At 61.5% G+C, this 23,747-nt stretch carries 26 protein-coding genes; 18 read left to right on the top strand and 8 right to left on the bottom strand.

What is annotated here, in order from left to right; all coding sequences use genetic code 11:
- The first annotated feature begins 298 nt into the window (after positions 1-298).
- The 4 genes from AC244Q_RS12310 to dusA all read left to right on the top strand — a co-directional run bounded on the left by AC244Q_RS12310 (position 299) and on the right by dusA (position 6,031).
- Positions 299-3,094 carry a metal-binding protein gene (locus tag AC244Q_RS12310; protein ID WP_128407156.1) on the top strand — a complete coding sequence of 932 codons (2,796 nt, stop codon included), beginning with the start codon at positions 299-301 and terminating at the stop codon, positions 3,092-3,094.
- Positions 3,095-3,409: 315 nt separating this feature from the next.
- A complete protein-coding gene (locus AC244Q_RS12315) occupies positions 3,410-3,877 on the top strand; it encodes a DUF3828 domain-containing protein (RefSeq protein WP_128407157.1) in 468 nt (155 codons plus the stop codon).
- A 760-nt stretch (positions 3,878-4,637) separates the two neighbouring features.
- The gene (locus AC244Q_RS12320; protein ID WP_003540801.1) at positions 4,638-4,850 is read left to right on the top strand and encodes a cold-shock protein; all 213 of its coding nucleotides are present in this window, start codon (positions 4,638-4,640) and stop codon (positions 4,848-4,850) included.
- A gap of 179 nt (positions 4,851-5,029) precedes the next feature.
- Positions 5,030-6,031 carry a tRNA dihydrouridine(20/20a) synthase DusA gene (dusA, locus tag AC244Q_RS12325; RefSeq protein ID WP_128407158.1) on the top strand — a complete coding sequence of 334 codons (1,002 nt, stop codon included), beginning with the start codon at positions 5,030-5,032 and terminating at the stop codon, positions 6,029-6,031.
- 37 nt (positions 6,032-6,068) lie between these two features.
- Here the strand turns inward: dusA and AC244Q_RS12330 are convergent, their stop codons facing one another.
- A complete protein-coding gene (locus AC244Q_RS12330; protein ID WP_128407159.1) occupies positions 6,069-7,025 on the bottom strand; it encodes a S1C family serine protease in 957 nt (318 codons plus the stop codon).
- Positions 7,026-7,623: 598 nt separating this feature from the next.
- Here AC244Q_RS12330 and AC244Q_RS12335 point away from each other — a divergent pair.
- The 6 genes from AC244Q_RS12335 (at position 7,624) to AC244Q_RS12360 (ending at position 11,667) form a co-directional block, all read left to right on the top strand.
- Positions 7,624-8,460, top strand: a complete 837-nt coding sequence (locus AC244Q_RS12335; RefSeq protein ID WP_017994458.1) for an alpha/beta fold hydrolase — start codon at positions 7,624-7,626, stop codon at positions 8,458-8,460.
- Between the two features lie 43 nt (positions 8,461-8,503).
- The gene (locus AC244Q_RS12340) at positions 8,504-8,785 is read left to right on the top strand and encodes a hypothetical protein (RefSeq protein WP_020486993.1); all 282 of its coding nucleotides are present in this window, start codon (positions 8,504-8,506) and stop codon (positions 8,783-8,785) included.
- A gap of 196 nt (positions 8,786-8,981) precedes the next feature.
- Positions 8,982-9,191, top strand: a complete 210-nt coding sequence (locus AC244Q_RS12345) for a hypothetical protein (RefSeq protein ID WP_017994460.1) — start codon at positions 8,982-8,984, stop codon at positions 9,189-9,191.
- Positions 9,192-9,578: 387 nt separating this feature from the next.
- On the top strand, positions 9,579-10,061 hold the full coding sequence (locus tag AC244Q_RS12350; protein ID WP_128407160.1) for a BA14K family protein: 483 nt from the start codon (positions 9,579-9,581) through the stop codon (positions 10,059-10,061).
- 266 nt (positions 10,062-10,327) lie between these two features.
- Positions 10,328-10,849, top strand: coding sequence for a BA14K family protein (locus tag AC244Q_RS12355; protein WP_012757968.1), 522 nt, complete (start codon positions 10,328-10,330; stop codon positions 10,847-10,849).
- Positions 10,850-11,076: 227 nt separating this feature from the next.
- Positions 11,077-11,667 carry a GNAT family N-acetyltransferase gene (locus AC244Q_RS12360; RefSeq protein WP_128407161.1) on the top strand — a complete coding sequence of 197 codons (591 nt, stop codon included), beginning with the start codon at positions 11,077-11,079 and terminating at the stop codon, positions 11,665-11,667.
- Between the two features lie 131 nt (positions 11,668-11,798).
- On the opposite strand, the gene AC244Q_RS12365 is transcribed toward AC244Q_RS12360, so the two are convergent.
- From AC244Q_RS12365 to AC244Q_RS12375, 3 genes are all read right to left on the bottom strand, one after another.
- Entirely contained in the window at positions 11,799-12,620 is an 822-nt protein-coding gene (locus tag AC244Q_RS12365) for a DUF3313 domain-containing protein (RefSeq protein ID WP_245460567.1), read from the bottom strand.
- 186 nt (positions 12,621-12,806) lie between these two features.
- Positions 12,807-14,159, bottom strand: coding sequence for a sensor histidine kinase (locus AC244Q_RS12370; protein ID WP_017994464.1), 1,353 nt, complete (start codon positions 14,157-14,159; stop codon positions 12,807-12,809).
- A complete protein-coding gene (locus AC244Q_RS12375; RefSeq protein WP_017994465.1) occupies positions 14,159-14,830 on the bottom strand; it encodes a response regulator transcription factor in 672 nt (223 codons plus the stop codon). The genes AC244Q_RS12370 and AC244Q_RS12375 overlap by 1 nt, the downstream gene beginning before the upstream one ends.
- A 140-nt stretch (positions 14,831-14,970) precedes the next feature.
- On the opposite strand from AC244Q_RS12375, the gene AC244Q_RS12380 reads away from it, so the two are divergent.
- Complete coding sequence (locus tag AC244Q_RS12380; protein ID WP_012757973.1) at positions 14,971-15,117, top strand: hypothetical protein; 147 nt, start codon at positions 14,971-14,973, stop codon at positions 15,115-15,117.
- A gap of 16 nt (positions 15,118-15,133) precedes the next feature.
- Here AC244Q_RS12380 and AC244Q_RS12385 read toward each other — a convergent pair whose 3' ends face one another.
- Positions 15,134-15,676 (bottom strand): NADPH-dependent FMN reductase, encoded by a 543-nt coding sequence (locus tag AC244Q_RS12385; protein WP_128407169.1) that lies wholly within the window; start codon positions 15,674-15,676, stop codon positions 15,134-15,136.
- Positions 15,677-15,839: 163 nt separating this feature from the next.
- On the opposite strand from AC244Q_RS12385, the gene AC244Q_RS12390 reads away from it, so the two are divergent.
- The 3 genes from AC244Q_RS12390 to AC244Q_RS12400 are packed head-to-tail and all read left to right on the top strand — an operon-like array spanning position 15,840 to position 18,444.
- On the top strand, positions 15,840-16,841 hold the full coding sequence (locus AC244Q_RS12390; protein ID WP_017994468.1) for an ABC transporter ATP-binding protein: 1,002 nt from the start codon (positions 15,840-15,842) through the stop codon (positions 16,839-16,841).
- Entirely contained in the window at positions 16,838-17,638 is an 801-nt protein-coding gene (locus AC244Q_RS12395) for an ABC transporter permease (protein ID WP_128407163.1), read from the top strand. The genes AC244Q_RS12390 and AC244Q_RS12395 overlap by 4 nt, the downstream gene beginning before the upstream one ends.
- A 2-nt stretch (positions 17,639-17,640) precedes the next feature.
- Entirely contained in the window at positions 17,641-18,444 is an 804-nt protein-coding gene (locus AC244Q_RS12400) for an ABC transporter permease (RefSeq protein WP_128407164.1), read from the top strand.
- Positions 18,445-18,468: 24 nt separating this feature from the next.
- Here AC244Q_RS12400 and AC244Q_RS12405 read toward each other — a convergent pair whose 3' ends face one another.
- Positions 18,469-18,990, bottom strand: coding sequence for a winged helix-turn-helix transcriptional regulator (locus tag AC244Q_RS12405; protein ID WP_025395039.1), 522 nt, complete (start codon positions 18,988-18,990; stop codon positions 18,469-18,471).
- Positions 18,991-19,080: 90 nt separating this feature from the next.
- On the opposite strand from AC244Q_RS12405, the gene AC244Q_RS12410 reads away from it, so the two are divergent.
- Positions 19,081-19,722, top strand: coding sequence for a dihydrofolate reductase family protein (locus AC244Q_RS12410; protein ID WP_128407165.1), 642 nt, complete (start codon positions 19,081-19,083; stop codon positions 19,720-19,722).
- Between the two features lie 347 nt (positions 19,723-20,069).
- Positions 20,070-20,273, top strand: a complete 204-nt coding sequence (locus AC244Q_RS12415; RefSeq protein ID WP_128407166.1) for a hypothetical protein — start codon at positions 20,070-20,072, stop codon at positions 20,271-20,273.
- 166 nt (positions 20,274-20,439) lie between these two features.
- On the opposite strand, the gene AC244Q_RS12420 is transcribed toward AC244Q_RS12415, so the two are convergent.
- Complete coding sequence (locus tag AC244Q_RS12420) at positions 20,440-21,084, bottom strand: TetR/AcrR family transcriptional regulator (RefSeq protein ID WP_128407167.1); 645 nt, start codon at positions 21,082-21,084, stop codon at positions 20,440-20,442.
- Between the two features lie 88 nt (positions 21,085-21,172).
- On the opposite strand from AC244Q_RS12420, the gene AC244Q_RS12425 reads away from it, so the two are divergent.
- Positions 21,173-21,826: an O-methyltransferase gene (locus tag AC244Q_RS12425; protein WP_128407168.1), complete on the top strand. Its 654-nt coding sequence runs from the start codon at positions 21,173-21,175 to the stop codon at positions 21,824-21,826.
- 69 nt (positions 21,827-21,895) lie between these two features.
- Here the strand turns inward: AC244Q_RS12425 and AC244Q_RS12430 are convergent, their stop codons facing one another.
- Positions 21,896-22,516 (bottom strand): TetR/AcrR family transcriptional regulator, encoded by a 621-nt coding sequence (locus tag AC244Q_RS12430; RefSeq protein WP_128406303.1) that lies wholly within the window; start codon positions 22,514-22,516, stop codon positions 21,896-21,898.
- Positions 22,517-22,651: 135 nt separating this feature from the next.
- Between AC244Q_RS12430 and AC244Q_RS12435 the strand changes: the two genes are divergently transcribed.
- Complete coding sequence (locus AC244Q_RS12435) at positions 22,652-23,683, top strand: aldo/keto reductase (protein ID WP_128406302.1); 1,032 nt, start codon at positions 22,652-22,654, stop codon at positions 23,681-23,683.
- Positions 23,684-23,747: the final 64 nt, after the last annotated feature.

Below are 23,747 nucleotides of genomic sequence, written 5' to 3' on the forward strand. Positions count from 1 at the left end.
CCGACAAACCCGCTGAAAACACAATTTTCGCGAGAGCATCCCGCCCCGAAAATGAAAGATAATACTATTTACGAAACCAAACCATGACTTTGAGTTCTCAAATTAAAATTCGTTTCCCCAGTATTTCATCCTTAGTTTTTCATTAAAAAAGCAATGAAAAGACACAATTTTGCATTGAAAACTTAATCAGGGATTGGCATAGATCCCCGACGGGTTGTCGTCCGCCGAGCAATAAAACAGTTTTTTCGGGGATGTCTCATATTGCCGAGTACAACGCATCTTTTGGGGAAAGATATATATGGCCTTGAATATTCTGGACACGAACGGCGCCACAGTTACCAAGACCGGCGCTGAGTTCGAAGCTTACGATGTTATCCGCGACTCTGAAACCAGCCCTTCCGCACCTGTCTCTCTCACTGTTTCCGATTCCTCGGCGGCAGATCTGGCCGACGAGTTGGGCTTGGTATCGGCGAACGTGACGGTATCGAGCGGCGGCAGCACGGTCACGACGGGCGCCGGCAACGACAACATCTCAGGCGGCGAAGGCGCGGACACGCTGAGCGGCGGCGGCGGCGACGATACGATCTACGGCAACGCCGGCAACGACAAACTGATCGGCGGTGACGGCAACGACAGGATCACTGATGGTGGTTTTGGCTTTGTGCTCGGACCTGATGGCAGCCTCCAGTCAGAAATCGTCGACATTGACGGCGGCGACGGCGACGATTTGATAACCATTGAGAGATTCGCTCCACTGATATCGGGAACGATCGATGGCGGTGCCGGGATCGATACGTTGCGTGCCTCGGCGCTCCGGGGCCTGACGATCAAGAACGTCGAAGTGCTTGAATTGGCAGATTTTCGGGTTAGCGGTTCGAGTGCACAGTTCGAAAGCTTTGATAAGATCGCCAGATCGACCGATCCAGTCTTCAATTTTGACCCCTCACTGGTAGTGACGGATAGCGCCCACCTCGATCTTTCCGACGAACTGGGAGATCTCGGGACCCTTGTCCGCGGCTTCTCCGGCATTGACGTCAAAACCGGCGACGGCAATGATGAGTTTGCGGGCAGCGACGTCAACGACATTTTCGACGGCAGCGGCGGCAGCGACCTCATCAATGGCAACGACGGCAATGACAAATTGACCGGCGGCGACGGCAACGACACCATCAATGGCGGCGCCGGCATCGACACGGCGGCATTCGCCGGCAATTTTGCCGAATATTCCTTCGAGATCGACAATGGCAGCCGTGTCGTGACGAGCGCGCTGGAAGGCACGGATAGGCTGACAGACGTCGAATTCGCGCGCTTTGCCGATGGCGTTTACGACTTCGCGACGGAAACCTTCACGCTCAACAGCACCGAGCCGGGTACTCCGCTGAATATCCTGGACACAAACGGCGCCGCAATTACCAAGACCGGCGCTGAGTTCGAAGCTTACGACGTCATCCGCGACTCCGAAATCAATCCTCTCATCGCGGTCAATCTGGTCGTCTCGGATTCCGGGGCGGTGGACCTTGCCGACGAACTGGGCTCCGGCTCCGCAAATGTGACGGGCTCAAGTGGCGATAATGCGATCACGACAGGCGCAGGCAACGATAACATCAATGGCGGTGACGGCGCAGACACGCTGAACGGCGGCGCCGGAAACGATCTGATCCAGGGCGGAAATGGCAATGACACGCTGAATGGCGGTGACGGCAACGACCACATATCCGGCGACCTTGGAAACGACGTTATCAGAGGCGGCGCGGGTAACGATACGATCTCCGATGGTGAGCTTTTTGGCCTTGCCTCTGAAGTGGTTGATATCGATGCAGGCGACGGTAACGATGCCATAACTCTTGAGACATTCGCCCCAATGAATTCCGGAACGATCGATGGCGGCGCCGGGATCGATACGCTGCAGATAAGCTCGCTCCAGGGCCTGACGATCAAGAACGTCGAGATTCTTGAAACGGCCGGATGGTCGGTTGCCGGATCGAGCGCGCAGCTCGAAAGCTTCGACAAGATCGTTTGGTCGACCGATCCCTTCGGCGATTTTCGCGCCTCAGTGGCACTGACGGACAGCGCCCACCTCGATCTCTCCGACGAGCTGGGAGATCTCGGATCATTCATCGACGGCCACGCCTTCGGCATTGACGTCAAGACCGGCAGCGGCGACGACGAGTTCACAGGCACCGACGGCAACGATATTTTCGACGGCAACGGCGGCAACGATATCCTCAATGGCAATGCCGGCAATGACAAATTGACCGGTGGCGCCGGCGACGACACCATCAATGGCGGCGACGGCATCGATACGGCAATATTCTCCGGCAATTTCGCCAATTATTCCTTCGCATTGAATAATGGCGATCACATCCTGACGAGCGCCGGGGAAGGGACGGATACGCTGACAGACGTCGAATTGGCGCGCTTTGCCGACGGCGTCTACGATTTCGCCACGGAAACTTTTACGCCTAAGGGCAATGCCGCGCCGACCAATATCCAGCTTTCGAAGACCGCCCTCTCAGAGGACACGCCGATCTGGACCACGGTTGGCCTGCTCAGCGCCAAGGACGCCGATGGCGACGCCCTCACCTATACGCTGCTCGACGGCGCCAACGATCATTTCCGGATAAAGGGCGACCGCATCGTCACCTCGAAGGCGCTGGATTACGAGACCGACAAGTCGCACACGATCAAGGTTGCCGTTTCCGACGGCAAGGTCACGGTCGAAAAGGACATCACGATCAATGTCCTCGACGTCAACGAAGTACCTGTCAACAAGGCGCCGACCAATCTCGCCTTCTCGCGCAGCTCGGTCTCCGAGAATATGGCGATCGGCACCTCGGTCGGCCTTCTCTCCGCCGTCGATCCCGAAGGTGGGGCGGTCAAGTGGCGGCTGACCGATGATGCTGACGGCATCTTCAAGCTCGTCGGCAACAAGATCCAGACGAAGGCGGCGATCGACTACGAAAGCACCCACAGCCTGACCTTCACCGCGGAAGCCTATGACGCGGCCGGAAACATCACCAGCCACGATTTCACGCTGGCCGTGAAGGACGTCTTCGAGCCGTCGTTTGCGCTGTCGCATGAGGCGTTGATCTAGGCCACGGCTGGATTGCCTGCGACGCCGAGTGGCGTCGGAACAAGGCGCCGCCACGAATCTCTTCTCCCCAGCGGGGAGAAGGTGGCGGCAGCCGGATGAGGGGGTGAGCGGCAAAGCCGCGAATGCCCTGAGCATAAGCGAAGAGCAATAGATCAACAATCAGGGTGTGCCGTGCGGCCCCCTCATCCGCCCCTTCGGGCCACCTTCTCCCCACTGGGGAGAAGAGGGAGTTCGGGCCAAGCCCCCTCCAAAAATGCCGCTCCACCTCCGCGCCCGATTCCGCTATGATTCACCGCTCATCCGAGGAGAGTCCGCATGCGCCTGCCCACAGTCATCCTCGCCCTCGCCGCGTTGACGCTCGCAGCCTTGCCCGCATCGGCGGCGACCTACAAGATGCCGAAGGCGCTGCTCAAGGCGCTCTACAGCTACGACACCGACAACAGCGACGCCGAGGCGCCCTCGCCCTATTCGACGTTTTTCTCCGACCACCTGAACAAGCTGCTCCAGACCGATCTCGACAACACGCCGGAAGGCGATGTCGGCGCGATCGACTTCGATCCCGTCATCGCAGGCCAGGACGGGGCGGCGAGCGACGTCAGGATCGGCCAACCGATCCTGCTGGATGACAAGGCCGAGGTGGAGGTGCAGTTCGAAAACGGCGAAGAGGTGACGCTCTTCTACACCCTGGTCCGCGAACACGGCGGCTGGAAGGTCGACGACATCGCCAACCAGAAGGGTGATAATCCGTGGAGCTTGAGCGGGTTGCTGGGGGATGCGCAGTAGGTGGGAAGCCTTTGGGGGCTCGCCTACAACGAGGATGGAGCGGACAATTGCACTAGCGGTAGAATAAAAGCTGCAGGCGCCAAAGAGAGCCCTCATGGTGAGGAGGCCCAAGGGGCCGTCTCGAACCACGAGGGCGGGCGTGGAAGCTCCTTACCTGCATTCCACAAAGCCCCTATGCAAAATCGAAGGCAATGGCGCCGATGGCCGCTCCCGTCCTCCGAGGCTCCGGCCTCTGGCCTGCGCACAAGGATGAGGGCGGAGCAAAGACGGCGCGAGGAACACTGGAGCGCAGACTCTGCGATCCTCTTCACCATGAAGATTGATCGGTGTGCCTGCCGCCCCGACCGCCGCCCCACCAAATCCCTGTCCGGCTATCGAATCCGCCCGTGTCCCGTTTCGGCACGGAATCCCGATATGGTACAGCCGTGCAAGAATCCGTTAACCCATCGTCAAGTATCTGAATCTTCGGCATTTCCCGACATCGATGCGGGCATGGCACAATAATCCCGCTTGCTTTTTGCCCGAAATGCTGGCACGAATTGACTTACTCGGGCATTTGCATGCCGGTGACTGGACTGATGTGGTAATCCCTTCCGTTTGGAAGGCGGCGCGGGACTACCCGCCTACGTAGACGTTCTTTCCCCGTACGTGACTTCTCCGACTGACCCTTCGTCCCAATCGATCGGGGCGAAAGCTAAAGCCGTCCGCTTCCTCTCGGGGGCGCGGATACTACACAGACTAAGGGAAAAGGACGATCCCAATGGCCACCAAGGGCACCGTAAAATTCTTCAACCAGGACAAGGGTTTTGGTTTCATCACGCCGGACGGCGGCGCAAAGGACGTTTTCGTCCATATCTCTGCGCTGCAGGCTTCTGGCATCCAGTCGCTGCGCGAAGGCCAGCAGGTTACCTTCGACACCGAGCCGGACCGCATGGGCAAGGGCCCGAAGGCTGTCAACATCTCGGCTTCGTAAGTCAGACATCGCTTCGGCGGCATGAACGGCGCTCCGCAAGGGGCGCCGTTTCTGTTTGTGGTGATCGGCGGTCATTTGTCGATCACATTGGCAGGTGTTATATGCGCCCTTTATAGATGCCCGCCCCTGCGGCGGGGGCACCGCACTGCGGCGCGGTAACAAGGAACAATGGAACGTCGATGACGCAGAAGAGGCCGATTTTTGCGGTCGCCCCGATGATCGACTGGACGGATCGGCATTGCCGCTATTTCCACCGCCAGATCAGCCGCGAGGCGCTGCTCTATACCGAGATGGTGGTGGCCGATGCGATCATCCACGGCCCGCGCGATCGGCTGCTTGGTCATGACGCCGCCGAGCACCCGCTGGCGCTGCAGCTCGGCGGATCGGAGCCGGCAAAGCTTGCCGAAGCGGTGAAGATCGCCGAGCCCTACGGTTACGATGAGATCAACCTCAATGTCGGCTGCCCTTCCGACCGCGTGCAGTCGGGCACTTTCGGCGCCTGCCTGATGCTGACGCCGGAGACGGTGGCCGCATGCGTCGCTGCGATGAAGGCAGTCGCGACCGCGCCGGTGACGGTGAAATGCCGGATCGGCGTCGACGAGCAGGACCCGGAACGGGCGCTGCCCGAGCTGATCAGCCGCGTTCTCGATGCCGGCGCCGACGCGATCTGGATCCATGCCCGCAAGGCATGGCTGAAGGGCCTGAGCCCCAAAGAGAACCGCGAGATCCCACCGCTCGACTACGAGATCGTCTACCGGATGAAGCAGCGCTGGCCCGACGTCTTTATCGGCATCAACGGCGGCATCCGCACGCTCGACGAAGCCGCAGCCCACCTCGACCATGTCGACGGCGTCATGCTCGGCCGCGCCGCCTATCAGAATGCCGCGATCCTTGCCGACATCGACCAGCGCTTCTTCGGCGCGCCGGCGAGCGCGCCGGACTGGGAGGCGTTGCGTGACCGGATGATGACCTATGCCGAACGCCACATCGCCAGCGGCGGCCGGCTACAGCACGTGGCCCGCCACATGGTCGGCCTCTTCACCGGCCTGCCGGGCGCCCGCCGCTACCGCCAGATCCTCTCGACCGACGCGGCGAAAAGCGGCGCCGGGCCGGAGGTATTGGCGGCAGCCTTTGCGGCAGTGGATTTTTCGGGGACCGAGCAGGAGGCGGTCAGCGCCTGACGTAAGTGACGTCTTGTCACGGCGCCGAAGCGCGGCGTCAGGACCGCGCCATCGGCAGCAAGATCTTCTTCTCGATCCGGCGCGCCACCGAGAACACCAGGATTTCCGTATCCGTGCCGATCCTGCTGCCATCCATCAATCGGACGATATCATCGACGCCGCCGACCGGGCTGCCATCGATGGCGAGAATATAATCGCCCTCCTGCAGCCCTCCCTTTGCCGCCGGCCCGTCGGCTTCGACGCGCCGGATGCGAACCGAGGTCGTCTGCACCGTGCCTGCGGCAAGCGCCACCCGGCGCGGCAGCACGATCGTATCGCCTGCTATGCCGATGAAGGCGCGCCTGACCTGGCCATAGCGAAGAATCTCCGAAACCACGAAATTGGCCGTATTCGACGCCACGGCAAAGGCGATGCTCTGCGCGCCCTGGATGACGGCGGTGTTGACGCCAATGACCTCCCCGCCCGAAGACACCAGTGGCCCGCCCGAATTGCCGGGATTGAGCGCCGCATCGGTCTGGATGACATCTTCCATCGGCCGGCCGCTGGCCGCCCGCATCGACCGGCCGAGCGCCGAGACGATACCGGCCGTAACCGTCCATTCGAAGCCGAGCGGGTTTCCGATCGCGATCGCGATATGGCCCCTGCGCAGGCGCTGGGAATCTCCGAGCTTCGCCCAGGCGCCGGTGCTTGTATTGGCGCGAATGAGGGCGATATCGGTATCCACATCGCGGCCAAGCACGCGGCCCTCGGTAACGAAACCGTCAGGCGTGGTGATGCGAACGACCTTGGCATCGTCAACGACATGGTTGTTGGTGATGATCAGGCCATCAGGCGAGACCGCGAAGCCGGACCCCTGCCCCTGCCGGCCTCCCACCCTCTCGATCCGGCTGACTGCTGGCCCGACCGTATCGACTGCTGCTGCGATCGATTGCGAATAGGCATCGATCAGCGCCCCATCATTCTGAGGCGCTATCTGCTTGTCCATGTAACCCATTATTGAATCCTCAGGCGGCAGTAACGGCCGTCCCGCCGCCGGCGGAGCCGTCGCGGTTGCGACGGTCCGCCATGGCGCTGTTGTATGAGGATTAGATGGTTGGGCGATGAACCGCGTTCAAGTGCGCGCCAGCAGCGGCATGCACGGCGGCAGAATGGGAACACACCTACCCCGGACAGATATATTGAACTACCCGGACGGATATATTGAACGAATAATAAAAAGATGGCTCATTACAGACGTTCGTCTCGCCCGTGACGAACTAGCCTGAGGTGGCCGACAGCCGAGATACAGTGGATTAAAACAATGTTCGCAGCGCAAAGCAGCCAGGCGAGGATCACCCGGGCTCCCGCGCGTCATGCGAAATGGGCGGGTGCTATACCCATCTCGCGGAGACGTACAAACTTCTGTCATATCAACAGAATAGAAAGAGGCATTCAATAAGCACTTCAACATATACCGAGCCGGTTGATCAAGTGCGACCTTCTTGCCCCCAGCCTCCGGCGCAACGGCGCTCGTGGTCTCGCCAATTCTGCCGGCAACAGCGCAAACTTCTGACCGCATTAATCCAACCAACCCCAACCAACGGAGCCAAAAGATGAGCACGGTTACCACCAAGGACGGCGTCGAGATCTTCTACAAGGATTGGGGGCCGAAGAGCGCCCAGCCAATCATGTTCCATCACGGCTGGCCGCTCTGCTCCGACGACTGGGATGCCCAGATGCTGTTCTTCCTTGAGAAGGGCTACCGGGTCGTCGCCCATGATCGGCGCGGCCACGGCCGCTCGACCCAGGTGGGCGACGGTCACGACATGGATCACTACGCCGCCGATGCCGCAGCCGTCGTCGAGCATCTCGATCTCAGGAACACCGTCCATGTCGGCCACTCCACCGGCGGCGGCGAAGCGACCCATTATGTCGCCCGGCACGGCCAGCCGCAGGGCCGCGTCGCAAAGCTGGTGATCATCGGCGCCGTGCCGCCCCTCATGGTGAAAACGGATGCCAATCCCGGCGGCCTGCCGATCGAAGTCTTCGACGACCTGCGCAAGCAGCTCGCCGCCAACCGCTCGCAATTCTATCGCGATCTGCCGGCCGGCCCGTTCTACAGCTTCAACCGGCCGGGCGCGAAGGTCCTGGAACCGGTCATCAACAATTGGTGGCGCCAGGGCATGATCGGCGGCGCCAAGGCGCATTACGATGGCATCAAGGCCTTTTCGGAAACTGACTTCACCGAAGACCTGAAGATCATCACCGTGCCGACCTTCGTCATGCACGGCGACGACGACCAGATCGTGCCGATCGCCGACTCGGCCCTGCTCTCATCCAAGCTCCTGCAGAACGCCACGCTGAAGGTCTACGAGAAATTCCCGCACGGCATGTGCACCACCCATGCCGACATCATAAACCCCGACATCCTCGCCTTCATCAAAGGCTGATCCGTGATGTTGCCGGGCGCCGATGAGGCGCCCGGTTGCCACGATGGCTTGCCATCCTGCACGCCGGCGTTCTGGCCACGTCGATCGATTGACGGCCAGAGACTCATTTTCCCATGAAACCGTTTTCGTCGATTTGCGTTTAGCGGCCATGAAAAGAGAACGTGAACCCTCATCAAAGGCTTACCGGCAGGATCGTTTCGAAAACACCGAGCGCGCCGCCAAGGAAACCATCGAGGCGGAGCAGCGGGCCCGCCTCGAAAAAACCAAGCGGCTGAAAGAGCTGCGCCTGTCGCAGCAAGACGCCAAAGGCCCCGCAACCAAGTAGATCTCACGCCCACACTATCCGGTCGACAAGCCTATCGGTCTCATATCCATGCCCTGCCGCCCTCACTCGCATCTTCCCGTGCGTGCCCCGAATTGTTTTTGAATTTCGGACCTTCGCCCATCTTGCAGAGCAAAGATCGCGAAATTATCTTTTTTCACGAAAGCGATTCACGGCATCCAAAAAAGGGCAGATTGCGATGTCAGACAAGCTGTTCAGCACGCGTGACGAACCGCTCGCCTCCGAGGACCTCGATGTGTGCAGGCGTGTCCACGAAGCTCTCTGTAGCGGGCTAAAGATCGACAGATCGAGCAAGGAGGCCGACCGCCTGGGCGCCCTCATCATCGAGCTTTACCGCCAGGGTGTGCATGACGAAAGCCAGCTTCGGTTGCTGGCCGGCGGAAGGTGAGCCTGATAGCGCGAGACGTCAAGTTATCTGCAGCTTCTCCATTTCCCTTGGCGTCAAGCCTGCCCTCATCCGCCACCATCGCGGGATTGGGTGCATGCCTTCCGGACAGCTTTGGTGTGATAGATGACGGTGGAGCGCCCAGTGACGACTTGGTCGAAAGGCTCACGAGCCCACGGCTCCCACCTGATCGGGCAGGCCAGTCTCGACGCGGCGGCGTCTGGGGTTGAACCGACTGCGGACGGAAGGACCGGTGGCCTGTCGCCTTGGCCTATTATTACCTACGTTAGTGATCGCGCACATACCTTGCCTCATTCCATCCCAAAATGAAACCTATTCCCTTCCCCCGCGTTACCCCCTCGATACATCCGTTTACCCAAGGTGAGTGAAATGAACAGAATCGCCATCATTGCCCTGTCGATAGCGACGGCCTTCTCCGGAATGCCCGCCTCGGCAGGCCCGGCTTTTGTGCCGAGCCCGGTGCAATCGGCGCAGCCGACGTCTCAAAGCACCGATGCCCGCATCACGACCGTCGGCTGCAATAACTTCACGAACTGCCCGGGTCAGTTCGGCAATAATCGCAGGTGGTATCGCAACCGCAATCACTATCGTGACCGGAATTACGACCGCGACGACCGTTATGGCTGGGATCGTCGCTATGATCGCCGGTATCGCCGCCATGACAATACCGGTGCCATTATCGGCGGTCTGGCGGCCGGCGCCCTCCTCGGCGGTATCATCGCTTCGCAGCCGCGCACGCGTGCCTACAGTTCTGGTTCGCATGCGGAGTATTGCTATAGCCGTTATCGGTCCTATCGCGCCTATGACAATACCTACCAGCCGAACTACGGCCCACGCCGCCAGTGCCGCTAGCCGGCCCGTTCCATTGGAGCAAGCCTCGCATGAAGATGCGGGGCTTTTTGATACCCGAATGCCCGTTACGCGGCTCTCCCGGGGACACCGTAGACTGTCACGCCGTCCAGCAAATCGCCTCGCCCCCTATCGACCAGCTCTATATGTATGAAAGCACGGTACGTTAGCAGATACGCACATACATAATCCCTCCCGATCCCAAAATGAAACCTATTCCCTTCCCCCGCGTTATCCCCCAATACATCCGTTGACCCAAGGTGAGTGAAATGAACAAATTCGGCATCATTGCCCTGTCGATAGCGACGGCCTTCTCGGGAATGCCGGCCTCGGCGGCCCCGGCCTTCGTGGCGAGCCCGATGCAATCGGCCCAGCCGGCGCCTCAAAGTATCGATGCCCGGATCATGACAGTCGCCTGCAACCCTTACTCCATCGTCTGCTCGGGCAACGGCGATAACCGCAGATCCTACCGCAACCGCGACCGCGACAACGATCGAGACCGCGACCGCCGCAGCTACCGCGATCGCCGCTACGACCGCGACGACCGTTATGGCTGGGATCGCCGTCACGATCGCCGGTATCGCCGATATGATAACCGATATGACAATAACGGCGCCATCATCGGCGGCCTGGCAGCAGGCGCCCTCCTCGGCGGCATCATTGCTTCGCAGCCGCGCGCACGTGCCTATGGTTCTTCGCATGCTGAATACTGCTATAGCCGCTATCGGTCATACCGCGCCTATGACAATACCTATCAGCCGAATTATGGCCCGCGCCGCCAGTGCCGGTAATCCGGCCCACGCATCAGAGCAAGCCTCGCATGAAGATGCGGGGGCTTTTTTGATCGCCGGTCGGCCGTGCTGGTCTGCGCGGTCATGGTCGACTCGCTCAGTTGGGCGACACGAACCTAAAGCATGTCGCGCAATAGTGCGCAGCCGTTTTGCGATAACGACATGCGTTGGATAGAAAGATGCGTCAGGAGCGAATCTAAAAGATCGCGACGTGCTTTAGGTGCGGAATGACATCCGGAGAGACAACAAAGCCCGCCGGGCCCGTCATCCTGCTGCCGCCGGATATGGAAAACCTGTCGGGCTTCGAAGCGGCGCTCGCCGCCGGCTGGTCTCCCGATCCGCGCCGCGCAGGCGACGAAACCTATGTTCGCGGTGAACTTCAGCGGCTGCGCCAGGACCGGGCGAAGTTCCTCGACGATCTCATTCGTGATGGCAAACCGCACGCCGGGTCCGGATCGCCGCCTCTCACCATCCGTCTGTTCTGGATCTGGGACGGCGAATTCTGCGGCAGCATCAGCCTGCGTTTTCAAGCGGGCACAGAGGAGCTGCCGCCCGAGGTGTCGGGTCATGTCGGGTATTCCGTCGTGCCGTGGAAACAGCGCAACGGCCACGCGACCGCTGCGTTGAGGCTGCTGTTGGCACTGGCATCGAAGGAAGGGCTCGACCGCCTCGTCATCCTCTGCAACGAGGATAACGATGCCTCGCGGCGCGTGATCGAGCGTAATGGCGGCGAATTGTTCATGCGCGGCCCGCACCTCTCCGACAGGCCCGATCAGATCAAACTGTATTTCTGGCTGAGGCCCGGAATCGCCGGCTGACGTGCAGCCGACGGATTTTCAGACGGACGGAGCACGGGCCTTGCCCGCCCTTGCTCCGTCCGTCCCGTCAGCCTGGGGTGGGGCTGAGTGCTGGTCGCGCAGCAGCTCGCGGCGTCGCTGCGTATTGTCTCTCAATAGGTCGCCGCTGGTTTTGGCTTCTTCTCGGTCCACTGCGGCGGCGCGCCGTATTTGGCGGCCACAGCCCCCATCAATCCGGGCGGCCGGCCGAAGGCGTCGCAGGCGGCATATTTCGGTTTGCCGCCGAGCCAGGATTTCATCCGCTGCCCCGTGGGCAGCGAGATATCCAAGCCCTTCGGCTCCTTGCCTTTGATCAGCATGCGGGAAAACTCGCTGCTGAATTTCGAAGCCAGGCTATAGGCATCGCCGACTTCGGAAACGCGAGGGGTGTTCTGCAGCGAATTTGCCCCCCGCGACCAGACGATCGCCGCCCGCTGCACGCCACCGCTGTCGACGGCCTCCGCCTCGACCGCCAGTCCGCCAAGGCCGGCCGGCATCCGCGGCACGCTGACGGGCAGTACGAAACCGGTGCCGACGGTCACGACGGTCGAAACACCCGCCATCGCCTTGTTGGTCGGCACAATGTCGGTGACGACCGAGCGGATAGTCAGATCCGCCGGCTGGCCGGCAGAGACCAGCTGGTATTTGTCGCTGAGCGAAATGCAGAGCGCCCGGTCCAGAGCGTTTGCCACCATCAGGCGGTCGGCGTCCGATTTGACGCGGGTCGCGGCGTTGAAGGCGAAGGTCGTCGGCACGATGCTGACCGTCTTTGCCGGGCTGAGGCGCATGCCATCGACATAGACGCGCGATTTCGACAGCTTGCCCTTCGGCGCGCCGAGTTTGCCATAAGAAGAAAGCGTGCCGGCCTCCTTTAGCGGCACCGAGCTGCACCCGGCCGCGGCCATGGCGAGCGCCACCGGCAGAGCGAGGGACAAGCCTCTCGACGCCACGGGGAAGGAAAATGGGAATGGATTGCTGCGCACGCTGTCTGGCCTCCGTCGCCGATGAACTCAGGCGAAAGTGGCGGTCGACAATTGCCGCAACATTACAGATCCAGAGCCTTTCCTGATCAGAACCAGGAAAGGCTCGGGGGGCGGATACTGCTCAAGCAGGCCCGACCTTTATACGAGTTCGATCGTCACCCGCGTCCCTGCAGCACTGCTCTCGATGCTAACCTCGCCGCCATGATTTGCGACGATCTGCTTGACGAGGCTGAGGCCGAGACCGGCGCCCTTGCTCTTCGGGGTGACGCGATAGAAGGGCTCGAAAACCAACTCCCGGTGTTCAGCCGGAATGCCCGGCCCTTCGTCGGTGACCGTGATCCGCTCGCCGCCGGAAGGTGAACCCGACACAGAAACCGCGATCATACCGCTGTTGCCTCCGTGGTCGATGGCATTGCGTACGAGGTTGCTCACCGCCCTCGGTAGCGCCGACGGGCTGCCTTTGCGTTCGAGCCTCTCGACCTCGCTTTGAAACGAAATTTGGTAGCCGGCGACAATCGCCAGCGGCGCGAGATCGGCAACCGTCATTCGGGCGATCTCGACGAGATCGACCGGTTCGTCGAGGTCAGCCGCCTGATCGTTGCGCTCGAAATCGAGCAGTTGCTCGGCCGCCTGCCCAAGCCGCGCCACGTCATCGAGCAGCCGCTGCCGCTCGCGCCCGTCTGGCATGCCGTCGATCCGCGTCTGCATGATGGCGATCGGGGTCCGGAGCTCATGCGCCGCGTCGAGCAGGAAGCGCTGACGTTTCTTAAACTCGTTCTCAAGCCGCTCAAGCGTTCCGTTAAAAGCAATCACCAATGGTGCGATTTCCGTGGGAATACCATCCACCGGCAATCGGGCTCCTTGCCGGCGGGGTTCGATTTCCGATGCCTTGCTCGCTATATCCTTCACGCCGGCCAAAGCGCGCGCTACGACGCGGGGGATCGTTAGAAAAACCCCGGGCAAAGCGATGGCCAAAAGTGGTGTGTAAATGAGGTAGGTTTTGCCGAGTATTGCCAGAAATGCGGAGCTTCTGCTGGCGTTTCCGCCGTACATCACTCTGTACTCGCCTTCTGCCGTGTCGACACGGTCGATGGAGGCGACCTCGGTCGTACCAGACGCCCCTCGTATGTCGGCGTCTTTGATGAGGTAAACGTACCGGGCTAGGTCCGCATAGGGCGCCGGTATTACGCCATAGGAGGCCGTTTCTCCACTGGGTGTTGCGACGAAAAACCAGAGCCTGTTGTTCTCAGCCTTGAACGACCTGAGACGCGGGCTATCAGCTATGACGATCCTGCCCCGCGAGTCACGCGTAAGAGCTTCCTCGAGGGCTGCAGTCAGCTGAACCTGCATTCCTTCATTGGGTGAGAGGATGCTGGTGGCGTAAATGCAAAGCCCGATGATGACAGTCGCAACAACAGCCACGAAAACGATACTGAGCTGCCAGCTGAGCGTCCACCAGAGTGAAAGGTTCGACTTGGTCGCCTCGCGCATCATTCTTCCTTCATGAGATAGCCGACGCCGCGGATATTATGGATCGCTACGCCGGCGCCGGCATCGATCAGCCGCTTGCGCAACCGCGATATATGCGCGTCGAGCGCATTCGACTGGATTTCCTCCTCGTAATTATAAACCGCCGCCTCCAGCGTCGAACGCAGCACGGTCTTCTCGTTGCGCCTAGCCAGTGCGGCCAGCACCAAAAGTTCGCGTCGGGGCAGGTCCAGCGGCACGGCATCGACGGTGACGCTCAGATGCAGCGGGTCGATCACCATTCGTCCGGCCGTGATCTTGAGTTCCGCCAGTTCAGGCGATCGCCGCAGCACGGCCCTGAGCCGCGCCATCAGCTCCTCCACCAGGAACGGCTTACCGAGATAGTCGTCGGCCCCGAGGTCGAGGCCTTCGATCCGCTCCTTCGGTTCGTTCAGCGCCGTCAGCACGATGATCGGCGTATCTTTCCCCGTCCGCCTGAGCTCCGGAATGAAGCTCAGCCCCTCGCCGTCGGGCAGGCGCCGGTCGAGCAGGATCGCATCGTAGAGGTTCTGCCGCGTCAGCTCGACGGCGTCTGCCAGATGCATCGTGTGGTCGGTGACGATCCCATGTTTGCCGAGTGCGGCCGACAGCGCCTCGGCCAGCTCCCTCTCATCCTCTATCAGCAGTATCCGCATCGCCCGTCCATTGTCTCGCTCACCCCTTCTGTCTGCCACAAGGGTTGCGGCAGCATTGCGGAGCTTGCAAGGCAGCCGGTCATGCTGCTGCAATTGTTGAGGTCCAGCACAAAGACTTTCCGCAGCAGCTGGAGATCAAGATGATCCGACCTATCCTCCGTCTCCTGACGAGACACTTTCTCTCCGCCTTCATCCTTGCCGCGCTGCTCGCAGCCCCACTCGTCATTCTGCACACGCTTCACGAAAAGACGGCATTCGAGAACGGCCTGCTGATGGACGTCCGATGATGCAGCGAGCGAACCCTCAGGCGGTCTTACTGTCTGCCATGCAATAGGCCGAGAATGACTGAAGATAGGCCTGCACCTTGAAACGGTTCTCCGCTGCCTCAATGGTGTTGAACACCTCGGCCGGCTCCAGCTTCATCAAAGGAAGCCTGAGGAAAATATCGCCCGCGAACCGGTCGGTAATGGTCGCAAGAACGGTGCGAAGACCCGCCAGCATGTCGTCGCCGCGATGTGATGCGTGCAGCAGGGCGATCGGCTTATGGACGATCTGCTCTCCTGACACGAGCCAATCGATCGCGTTCTTGAGGCCGCCCGGGATGGATCGGACATATTCCGGGCTGGCAATGATCACCCCGTCACTCTGAGCGATCACATCGATGAGATCCCGCACCGCCTCCGGCAGATGCTCTCCCTCGAGATCGGGCGAGAATACCGGCAACCGCCCCACACCGTCGAAGATCGAAATCTCGATCTCATTTGGCGCAACGGCGCGAACAGCCTGCAGCATGGCGGTATTGGTGGAATTGCGCCGGGCGCTGCCGGATATTGCGAGAATCTTCATGACCCTAACAGGAATCGATTGATCATGGCTGTCAACGCAAAAGGCTAGGCTAGGCGCGATTGAGTAGCGCCCCAAAAGCGACTTTAGCTTGAACTGACCGAGCCCCGCGTTAGCTTGGGTGCTGCTGCCGAATCGGCTGGAATTACCCCTTGAGGAAATACACATGTCGGCTTTGATCGAGGCGCGGGGCGTCAGCAAACGCTTCCGGCAGCACAAGAGATTTCCGGGCCTGATGGGCGCGCTGAAGACGTTGGTGACCAACGAATATACGGAAGTCCTGGCCGTTTCCGACATCGGTTTCGACATCGCGGCAGGCGAAGCCGTTGGCTATCTCGGCCCGAATGGCGCCGGCAAATCGACGATGATCAAGATGATGACCGGCATCCTGGTGCCGAGCGACGGCACGCTCTCGGTGCTCGGCCGGACGCCACATCTGAAGCGGATGGACAATGCCCGCGAGATCGGCGTCGTTTTTGGCCAACGCAGCCAGCTGTGGTGGGACCTGCCGCTGGTCGACAGTTTTACCTTGCACCAGCGTATCTACGACATCCCCGCCGCCCGCTATGCGGATAATCTCCGACGCTTCAGCGAGTTGCTCGACTTGACGCCCTTTCTCGACCGCGCAGTGCGCCAACTCAGCCTCGGCCAGCGCATGCGCGCCGAGATCGTGATGTCGCTGCTGCACGATCCCAAGATCCTCTTTCTGGACGAACCGACCATCGGTCTTGATGTGGTCGCCAAGGATGCCGTGCGGCGTTTTCTCGCCGAGATCAACCGTGAGCGCGGCGTCACCATCATTCTCACCACCCATGATCTGCAAGACATCGAGACCATCTGCCCGCGGCTGATCATGGTCGATCATAGCAGGCTCATCTTCGACGGTGAGTTGAAAAGCCTGCGCGCGGCATTGGGCTCGGCTCGGCGACTGACACTCGAATTTGCCAGCGACCCTGGACCGCTGCCGTTGCGTACCGCTGCACTCGTCAGCGACGAGGGCTTGCGCAAGAACTATCTCATCGAGCGTGAAGACATCTCGCTGGTCGCAATCCTGTCGGAGGTGGGCAACGGGCGCGGCCTCAAGGATGTGGCGCTGCACGAGCCCGACATCGAAGAGGTCATCCGTACCTTCTACCAGCGGCGCAATGCCAAGGCTCTGGCATCATGAGCGCCTATTTCGCCTTCGCGCGCAGTTCCTTCCATTCGCAGCTCGCCTACCGCAACGAAGTATGGGCCAATATCTTCGGCAAACTCGTGCAGGTCTTCGCGCGTGTCGCCATCTGGCAGGCGGCCTATGCCGGCATCGGCGGCATCGTGGTCGACGGCGTCTCCCTGCAGCAGATGGTGACCTATGCCCTGCTCGGCGGCGCTGTGATGGGCGCAACCCGCCCTGAAAGGATCATCGGCGAAATCGGCCGGTCGCTCAAGACAGGCGATATCGCGGTTTGGCTGCTCAAGCCCTTGTCCTATCCGCTCTATCTCTTCGCCAACGAATGCGGCAGCTTCGGCTATCGCCTGATGACCCAGGTCATCCCGACCATCGCCTTCACCGCATTGTTTTACGGCATGCTGCCGCCGGCAAGCCTGTTCGATGGCCTGATGTTCATCGCCTTCTGGGCGCTGTCCTTTACCCTGCTGTTCCTGATGTCGGCGCTCTTCGGCCTCGTCGCCTTCTGGCTGATGACGAGCTTCTCGCTGGACTGGATCCTGGGCGCCCTGCTGCAATTGTTCTCGGGCCTGCTGATACCGTTCTGGTTCTTCCCCGAACCGCTGGCCACGATTGCCCGCCACCTGCCCTTCGCCTGGGTGGTCTATTATCCCAATGCCGTCTATCTCGGCAGGCTTTCCACCGCCGATGTCTGGCTCCATCTCGGCCTGGGCCTCGCCTGGGCCGCGTTGTTCCTTGCCGGCGTTCTCTGGCTGTGGCGCCAGGCCTCCGGCCGCATCACCGTCCAGGGAGGTTGATCTTGCTTATTCATCACCTGCGCGTCCTTCCGCTGCTGGTCCGGATGCATGTCCGCTCCCAGATGGAATATCGCGGCGCCTTCTGGCTCGACCGTCTTGCGCAGATCCTTTCCTATGGCAGCGTCTTTGCCACCATTGGCATCCTGCTTGCCCGCTTCGACACGCTCGGCGGCTGGACCTGGCCGGAGCTGGCGCTGCTGTTCAGCTTCCAGCTGCTGGCTTATTCGCTCGGCGCCGCGATGAGCTTCGTGCAATTGCGCGACCTCGAAGAACTGGTGCGGCTCGGCACTTTCGACACGTTGTTGGTCAAGCCTTTCAGCCCCTGGGCCTATCTGGTCTTTTCCGGCCTCAACATAGGCTATGCCGGCCACGTCATCCTCGCGGTGGCGCTGATGGGCTGGGCCGTTCTGTCCGTCGACTTCGCCTGGTCGGTCTGGTCCGCCTCGTTCTTCGTTGCCGCGCTCCTCAGCGCGACGCTGCTGACCGCGGCCCTCATCACCGTGATCGGCGCCACGGCGCTGATCTGGGTGCGCTCCAACCACCTGTTCTCGATCTTCTTCGGCTTTTGGGAATTGACGCGCTACCCGCTCAACATTTTCCCCGGCGGCATCCAGACCATCCTGATCACCGCGGTCCCGCTCGCCCTCACCAGCTCGGTCCCCGTCGGCGCCCTGCTCGGCAAGCCCATCCCGATCCTCGGGGACTGGGCCGGGCCTGTGGCTCTTGCAGCCGGCCCGATCTGGGTGTTGATATCAATCGCCTACTGGCGGTATGCCACCGGCAAGTACCAGGGTGCCGGCGGCTGATCGGGGGACCGACCTTCCTCGATATCAGGATGCCTGCGACAACGATCTCGCGCGGACCTCGAGGAACGCCGCCGTCAGCTTGGCCAGTACGGGTGAGGTGCATGTACCGTTGGCCCCGCCGATCGGGTCGACGATGTGGATCTGCCGGAGATCCTCCATGAACTCGTCCCACAGCGGCGGCCCGCCTTCTTCGAGAAGCTGCGCACGGATGCTCAACTCCTCGCTCACAGGCAGATGCCGCCGTCCCCAGGCACCGATCATGGCAAAGACCGGCACGAGCTGGATCGCTGGCTCCGCGAGGCTGTAGATCGCTTTCTGGCTGTGGCTCGGGTCGTCTCGCTTGCTGATGAACCCCAGCGAGAGCAGACGCTTCAGCCTGGCAGCCAGAATGTTGGAGGCAATCCCCTCCTCCGAATGGGTCAGAAGGTCGCGGAAATGGCGGCGGTTGCCGAACATGATGTCCCTGATGATGATGAGGCTCCACCGGTCGCCCAGCACTTCCATCGTCAGGTTGATCGGGCAGCCCGACCGCAGTTCAATATCCACGAATTCTCTCCTTAAAACTGGTTGCAATATAGGATCACTTATGCGACAACGCAACTAGTTTCGGTATGCAATCAGGTGGAGGAGAGCAGCATGTCCAAGGTGCGTGTCGCAGCATTTTCCCTTTCCGTGGATGGTTTCGGCGCCGGGCCGGAGCAAAGCATGAACGATCCACTGGGCAAGCGGGGAACGGAGATGTTCGAATGGTTTTTCCGTACCCGCACCTTCCGCGCAATGATCGGAAAGGACGGCGGTTCTGAAGGCGTCGACGAGGGTTATGCGGCCCGCGGCATGGCGAATTTCGGCGCCTTCATTCTCGGACGCAACATGTTCGGCCCTATCCGCGGCGATTGGCCAGATGATACCTGGAAGGGCTGGTGGGGACCGAACCCGCCCTATCACGCGCCGACCTATATCCTGACGCATTATCCCCGCGAACCCATCATCATGGAGGGCGGCACGACGTTTCATTTCGTCACCGGCGGCGTCGAGGAAGCGCTTGACAAGGCGAAGGCTGCGGCTGGCGGCAAGGATGTGAAAATTGGCGGCGGCGTCAGCACCGTCCGTCAGTATCTGCAGGCCGACCTGATCGACGAACTGCATTTCGCCGTCTCGCCGGTCGTGCTCGGCAAGGGCGAGGCGATGTTTGCAGGCATCGACCTCCCGGCCCTCGGCTTCCGCGTCGCCGAGCATGTCGCAACCGAACACACCACGCATATCGTGCTGGCGAAATAAACGAGCCCGGGATCCCTTCACGCCAGCACATGCCGCAGGATGCCCGCGGCGGCAATGGCGATGATGACGGTCGGAAGCACGGGCAGTCTGGTTGCCGCCAGCATCGCCACCACAAGTGCCAATCCGCCGGCCGACCGGTCACGAAATCTACCCGAGTGCCCTTGACATTATGTTGGCTCGATGCCGACCAGTAGGCCCAAATAGCCGCGCCGGGCCGTCACTGAAGTGTGTCAAAATAGCACTGGTGTTGTCGCGGAATGAGCGTAAGGTCCCACAGCCCACGCAACGGATCAGCGGCAAACCGCTTGAGATCATACGTGCTTTTGATGCTTCTCGGGTGTACGAAGATGCTCCTGTCGCTCATTTCACTCGACGACGACGATATAACCATCGTCACCGATGCCGTTCGGCAATGGTGTTGCGAGAAGAAGCTCGACATCGACAGCATCCAAGGACACCGCGCCATCACCGTCGCCGTCGATCTCGTTCAGATGAACACCGGCCGCGACAGACTGTTTTCCGAGCTGTCGAACCAGTTGGACGACCGCTAGAATCCGGCATCCATCCATCGACGCCGAGGCGTCCTCCAACGACCGATGTTGAGGATGCCGCGCTTTCCCTTGCCGCCCCGTTACGTCACCGCCGAGGAGCATCCGCGCCTGAGAGAGCCTCATCCTGAAGGCTCGAAGGGCGAGGCGGGCATTCCGGCGGGAGATGTCATGCCCCGCCCCGGCCACACCCAAGCCGTTCGCGGTAGGCGCAAAGCATGTCGGCCATAGCGTCGGAATAGGCGTCGATCTCGGCAAGGCTCCGCGGAGACTCCGAGAACTGCTTGCCCACCGTGCCGAGCGTCGTGGTGATCAGGTCGCCGGCGAGCGTCCGGGTCGCCTGCGGCGCAGAAGGCAGCACTTCCTGCATGAACAGTTCGACGATGCGGTCTCCCGATGCCCTCGCCGCCTGCGCCTCCGGTGCATCGCGATAAAGGGGCGCGGCATCATGGAGCGCCACGCGCATCGCTGCCTCCTCGCACTCCGAGCGGAGGAAGGCATGGACGAGGCGGCGCAACCGTTCGAGCGGCGGCCTTTGCGCATCGGCAAGGATGCCGCCGAGCATGTCCGTCGTCTGCCGCCATTCGTCGCTCTGCAGCCGGAAGAGGATCGCCGCCTTGTTGGGGAAATATTGGTAGAGCGATCCGATGCTGACGCCCGCTCTTTCGGCCACCCGCGCCGTAGTGAAGCGCTGGGCGCCTTCCCGCGCCAAAACCTGAGCAGCGGCATCCAGGATCGCCGCCACGAGCTCGCTCGATCGGGCCTGCTTGGGCTGTTTTCGTGAGGAAATTCGGGCTCTTGGACGATCGGTCATGGCAGCGCTCCTCAATGCGAATAGCAGATGCGACGAATTAGTCGTATTTTTCGCTCCACACAAGAACCTGTCACCAAGGAGATTTTACATGACGACACTGACCACCGCCCCGCTGGCGCCCCTGCTCAACGGTCTATTCGAAGAAGCCGCTGCGGCGACGAGCCCGGCAATGTCAGGCTTATCAGGTGATGAGCGAATGCGCCTGATCGGCAGCAAGACCGAATATCTCGACCTTTACGGGCGCCTGAAGGATCTTTGGCTTCCCGTCTCCAGAGAGGCCGGCGTGCTGCTCTACATGCTGGCGCGAAGCAGCCGCGCACGAACGATCGTCGAATTCGGTACATCCTTCGGCATCTCGACCCTCCATCTGGCGGCCGCGCTGCGCGACAATGGCGGTGGCCGGCTGATCACCAGCGAGTTCGAGCCGTCGAAGCTGGCTCGCGCCCGCGCCAACCTGACGGCCGGCGGCCTCATCGATCTCGTCGAGATCCGCGAAGGCGATGCCCTTGAGACCCTGAGTAAGGATCTCCCGGAAACGATCGACCTGCTGTTCCTCGATGGCGCCAAGGCGCTCTATCGCGATATCCTGGAACTGGTGGAAGACCGCCTGAGGCTAGGCACCCTCATCGTCGCCGACAATGCCGACCTCTGCCCGGAATATCTCGCCCGCGTACGCTCGCCCGCAGCCGGTTACCTCTCGACGCCATTCGAAGAGGATATCGAGCTGTCGATGCGGACCTGATGACGCCAGGCCGTTGCCCGGCCGAGCGCGCGTGCCGGCCGGGCAACGGCCTGTTTCATTGTCGGAGCTTCACCGCTGTACAGCGCCGTAGCGCAGCCCGTCGACCAGCAGGGAAACCATACGCCGGGCATGTTCGGACCCTTGGGCGTAGGCGTGCATGCTGAGGCTTGCGGCCGCATTCAAAAGATCCTCGGCGGAAATATCGGTGCGGACCTCGCCGGCGGCAGCGGCGGCGTCGAGAAGCGAGCGAAGGGCCGGCTGCAGCCGCTGCTGGAAGTAGGCGGGCAAGGCATCGAAGGCTGGGTTGCCGGAGTGCAGGGCCGCCGCAAGCCCGCGCTTTGCCGCGATGAAATCGACGAAACGCTGCATCCATCTGGCCAGCGCCTCGCCCGGCGCATGTTCGGCGGCAAGGATCGGCGCAGCGTCGGCGCAGGCGTCGATTTCGCGGCGGAAGACGGCGACGACGAGGTCGGAACGCTCGGGAAAATGCCGGTAAACGGTGCCGATGCCGACACCGGCCTTCTCCGCGATCTCACGCACCGGGGCATCGACGCCGGAGGTCGCAAACACCGTCAATGCCGCCTGAAGTAGTCCGTCGAGATTGCGCTTAGCGTCGGCGCGCACGCGCCTGTCCGCCCTTTCCCCGGGCTTCAGCCCGTCTTCCTGCTCTTTGCTCTCGTCGCCCATCATTCACCCGCTTGCAAAACGGAACATTGTTCCGTATATAAACGGAATACGGTTCCGTTTATGCAAATTAACACAGCGCGACGGTGTTGGCCACATCGATGCGCACGAAGTCCGCCTCCCCAATAAAAGGAACAGACCATGCAATACCGCACGCTTGGAAGAACCGGCATCAAGGTCAGCCCCTATTGCCTCGGCGCGATGATGTTCGGCGCCGCCGGCAATCCTGACCACGAGGATTCGATCCGGATCATCCACAAGGCTCTCGATGCCGGTATAAACTTCATCGACACCGCCGATATCTACAGCCGCGGCGAATCCGAGGAGATCGTCGGCAAGGCGCTCAAGGGCCGGCGCGACGACGTCGTGCTCGCCACCAAGGCACATCTGCCGATGGGCGACGACCCAAACCGACAGGGCAATTCGCGCCGCTGGCTGATCCGCGCAGTCGAGGATTCGCTCCGTCGCCTGCAGACCGACCATATCGATCTCTACCTGATCCACCGGCCGGCACCCGATGCCGACATCGAGGAGACGCTATCGGCCCTCACCGACCTGATACAGGCGGGCAAGGTGCGTGCCGTGGGATCGTCGACCTTCCCCGTCTCGGAAATCGTCGAGGCGCAATGGGTTTCCGAGCGCCGCGGGCTGGCACGTTTCCGCGCCGAGCAGCCACCCTATTCGATCCTCAATCGTAGCATCGAACGCGAAGTGCTGCCCGCCTGCAAGCGCTATGGAATGGGAGCGATGGTGTGGAGCCCGCTCGCGATGGGCATGCTCACCGGCAAATACCGCAAGGGCGCGCCGCAGCCCGACAGCGCCCGCGCCAAACGCTTCCCCAGGCAGATGAACGACGAGCGCCGGCTGGACGCGGTCGAACGGCTCATCCCGCTCGCCCAACAGGCAGGGCTTGCACTGGCCCACATGGCGATGGCCTTCACCATCGCCCATCCCGCCGTCACCTCGGCCATCATCGGCCCGCGCACGATGGAGCACTTCGACGATCTGCTTGCCGGCGCCGGGGTGAGTTTGACGGACGAAATCCTCGACCGGATCGACGCGGTCGTCCCGCCCGGCACCGACACCGGCCCGTTGGAGGCGGCCTATAACCCGCCTGCGGTAACGCAGCCGAACCTGCGCCGCCGCCCGATAGCGGAGCGCTTCGCCGCCTGACCGGCAGGGAGTGAGGCCCGGCCCTGCGAAGCAGGAGCGATCTATCCAGTGAATCGATCGCAGG

Source organism: Rhizobium sp. CB2179, assembly GCF_057653455.1.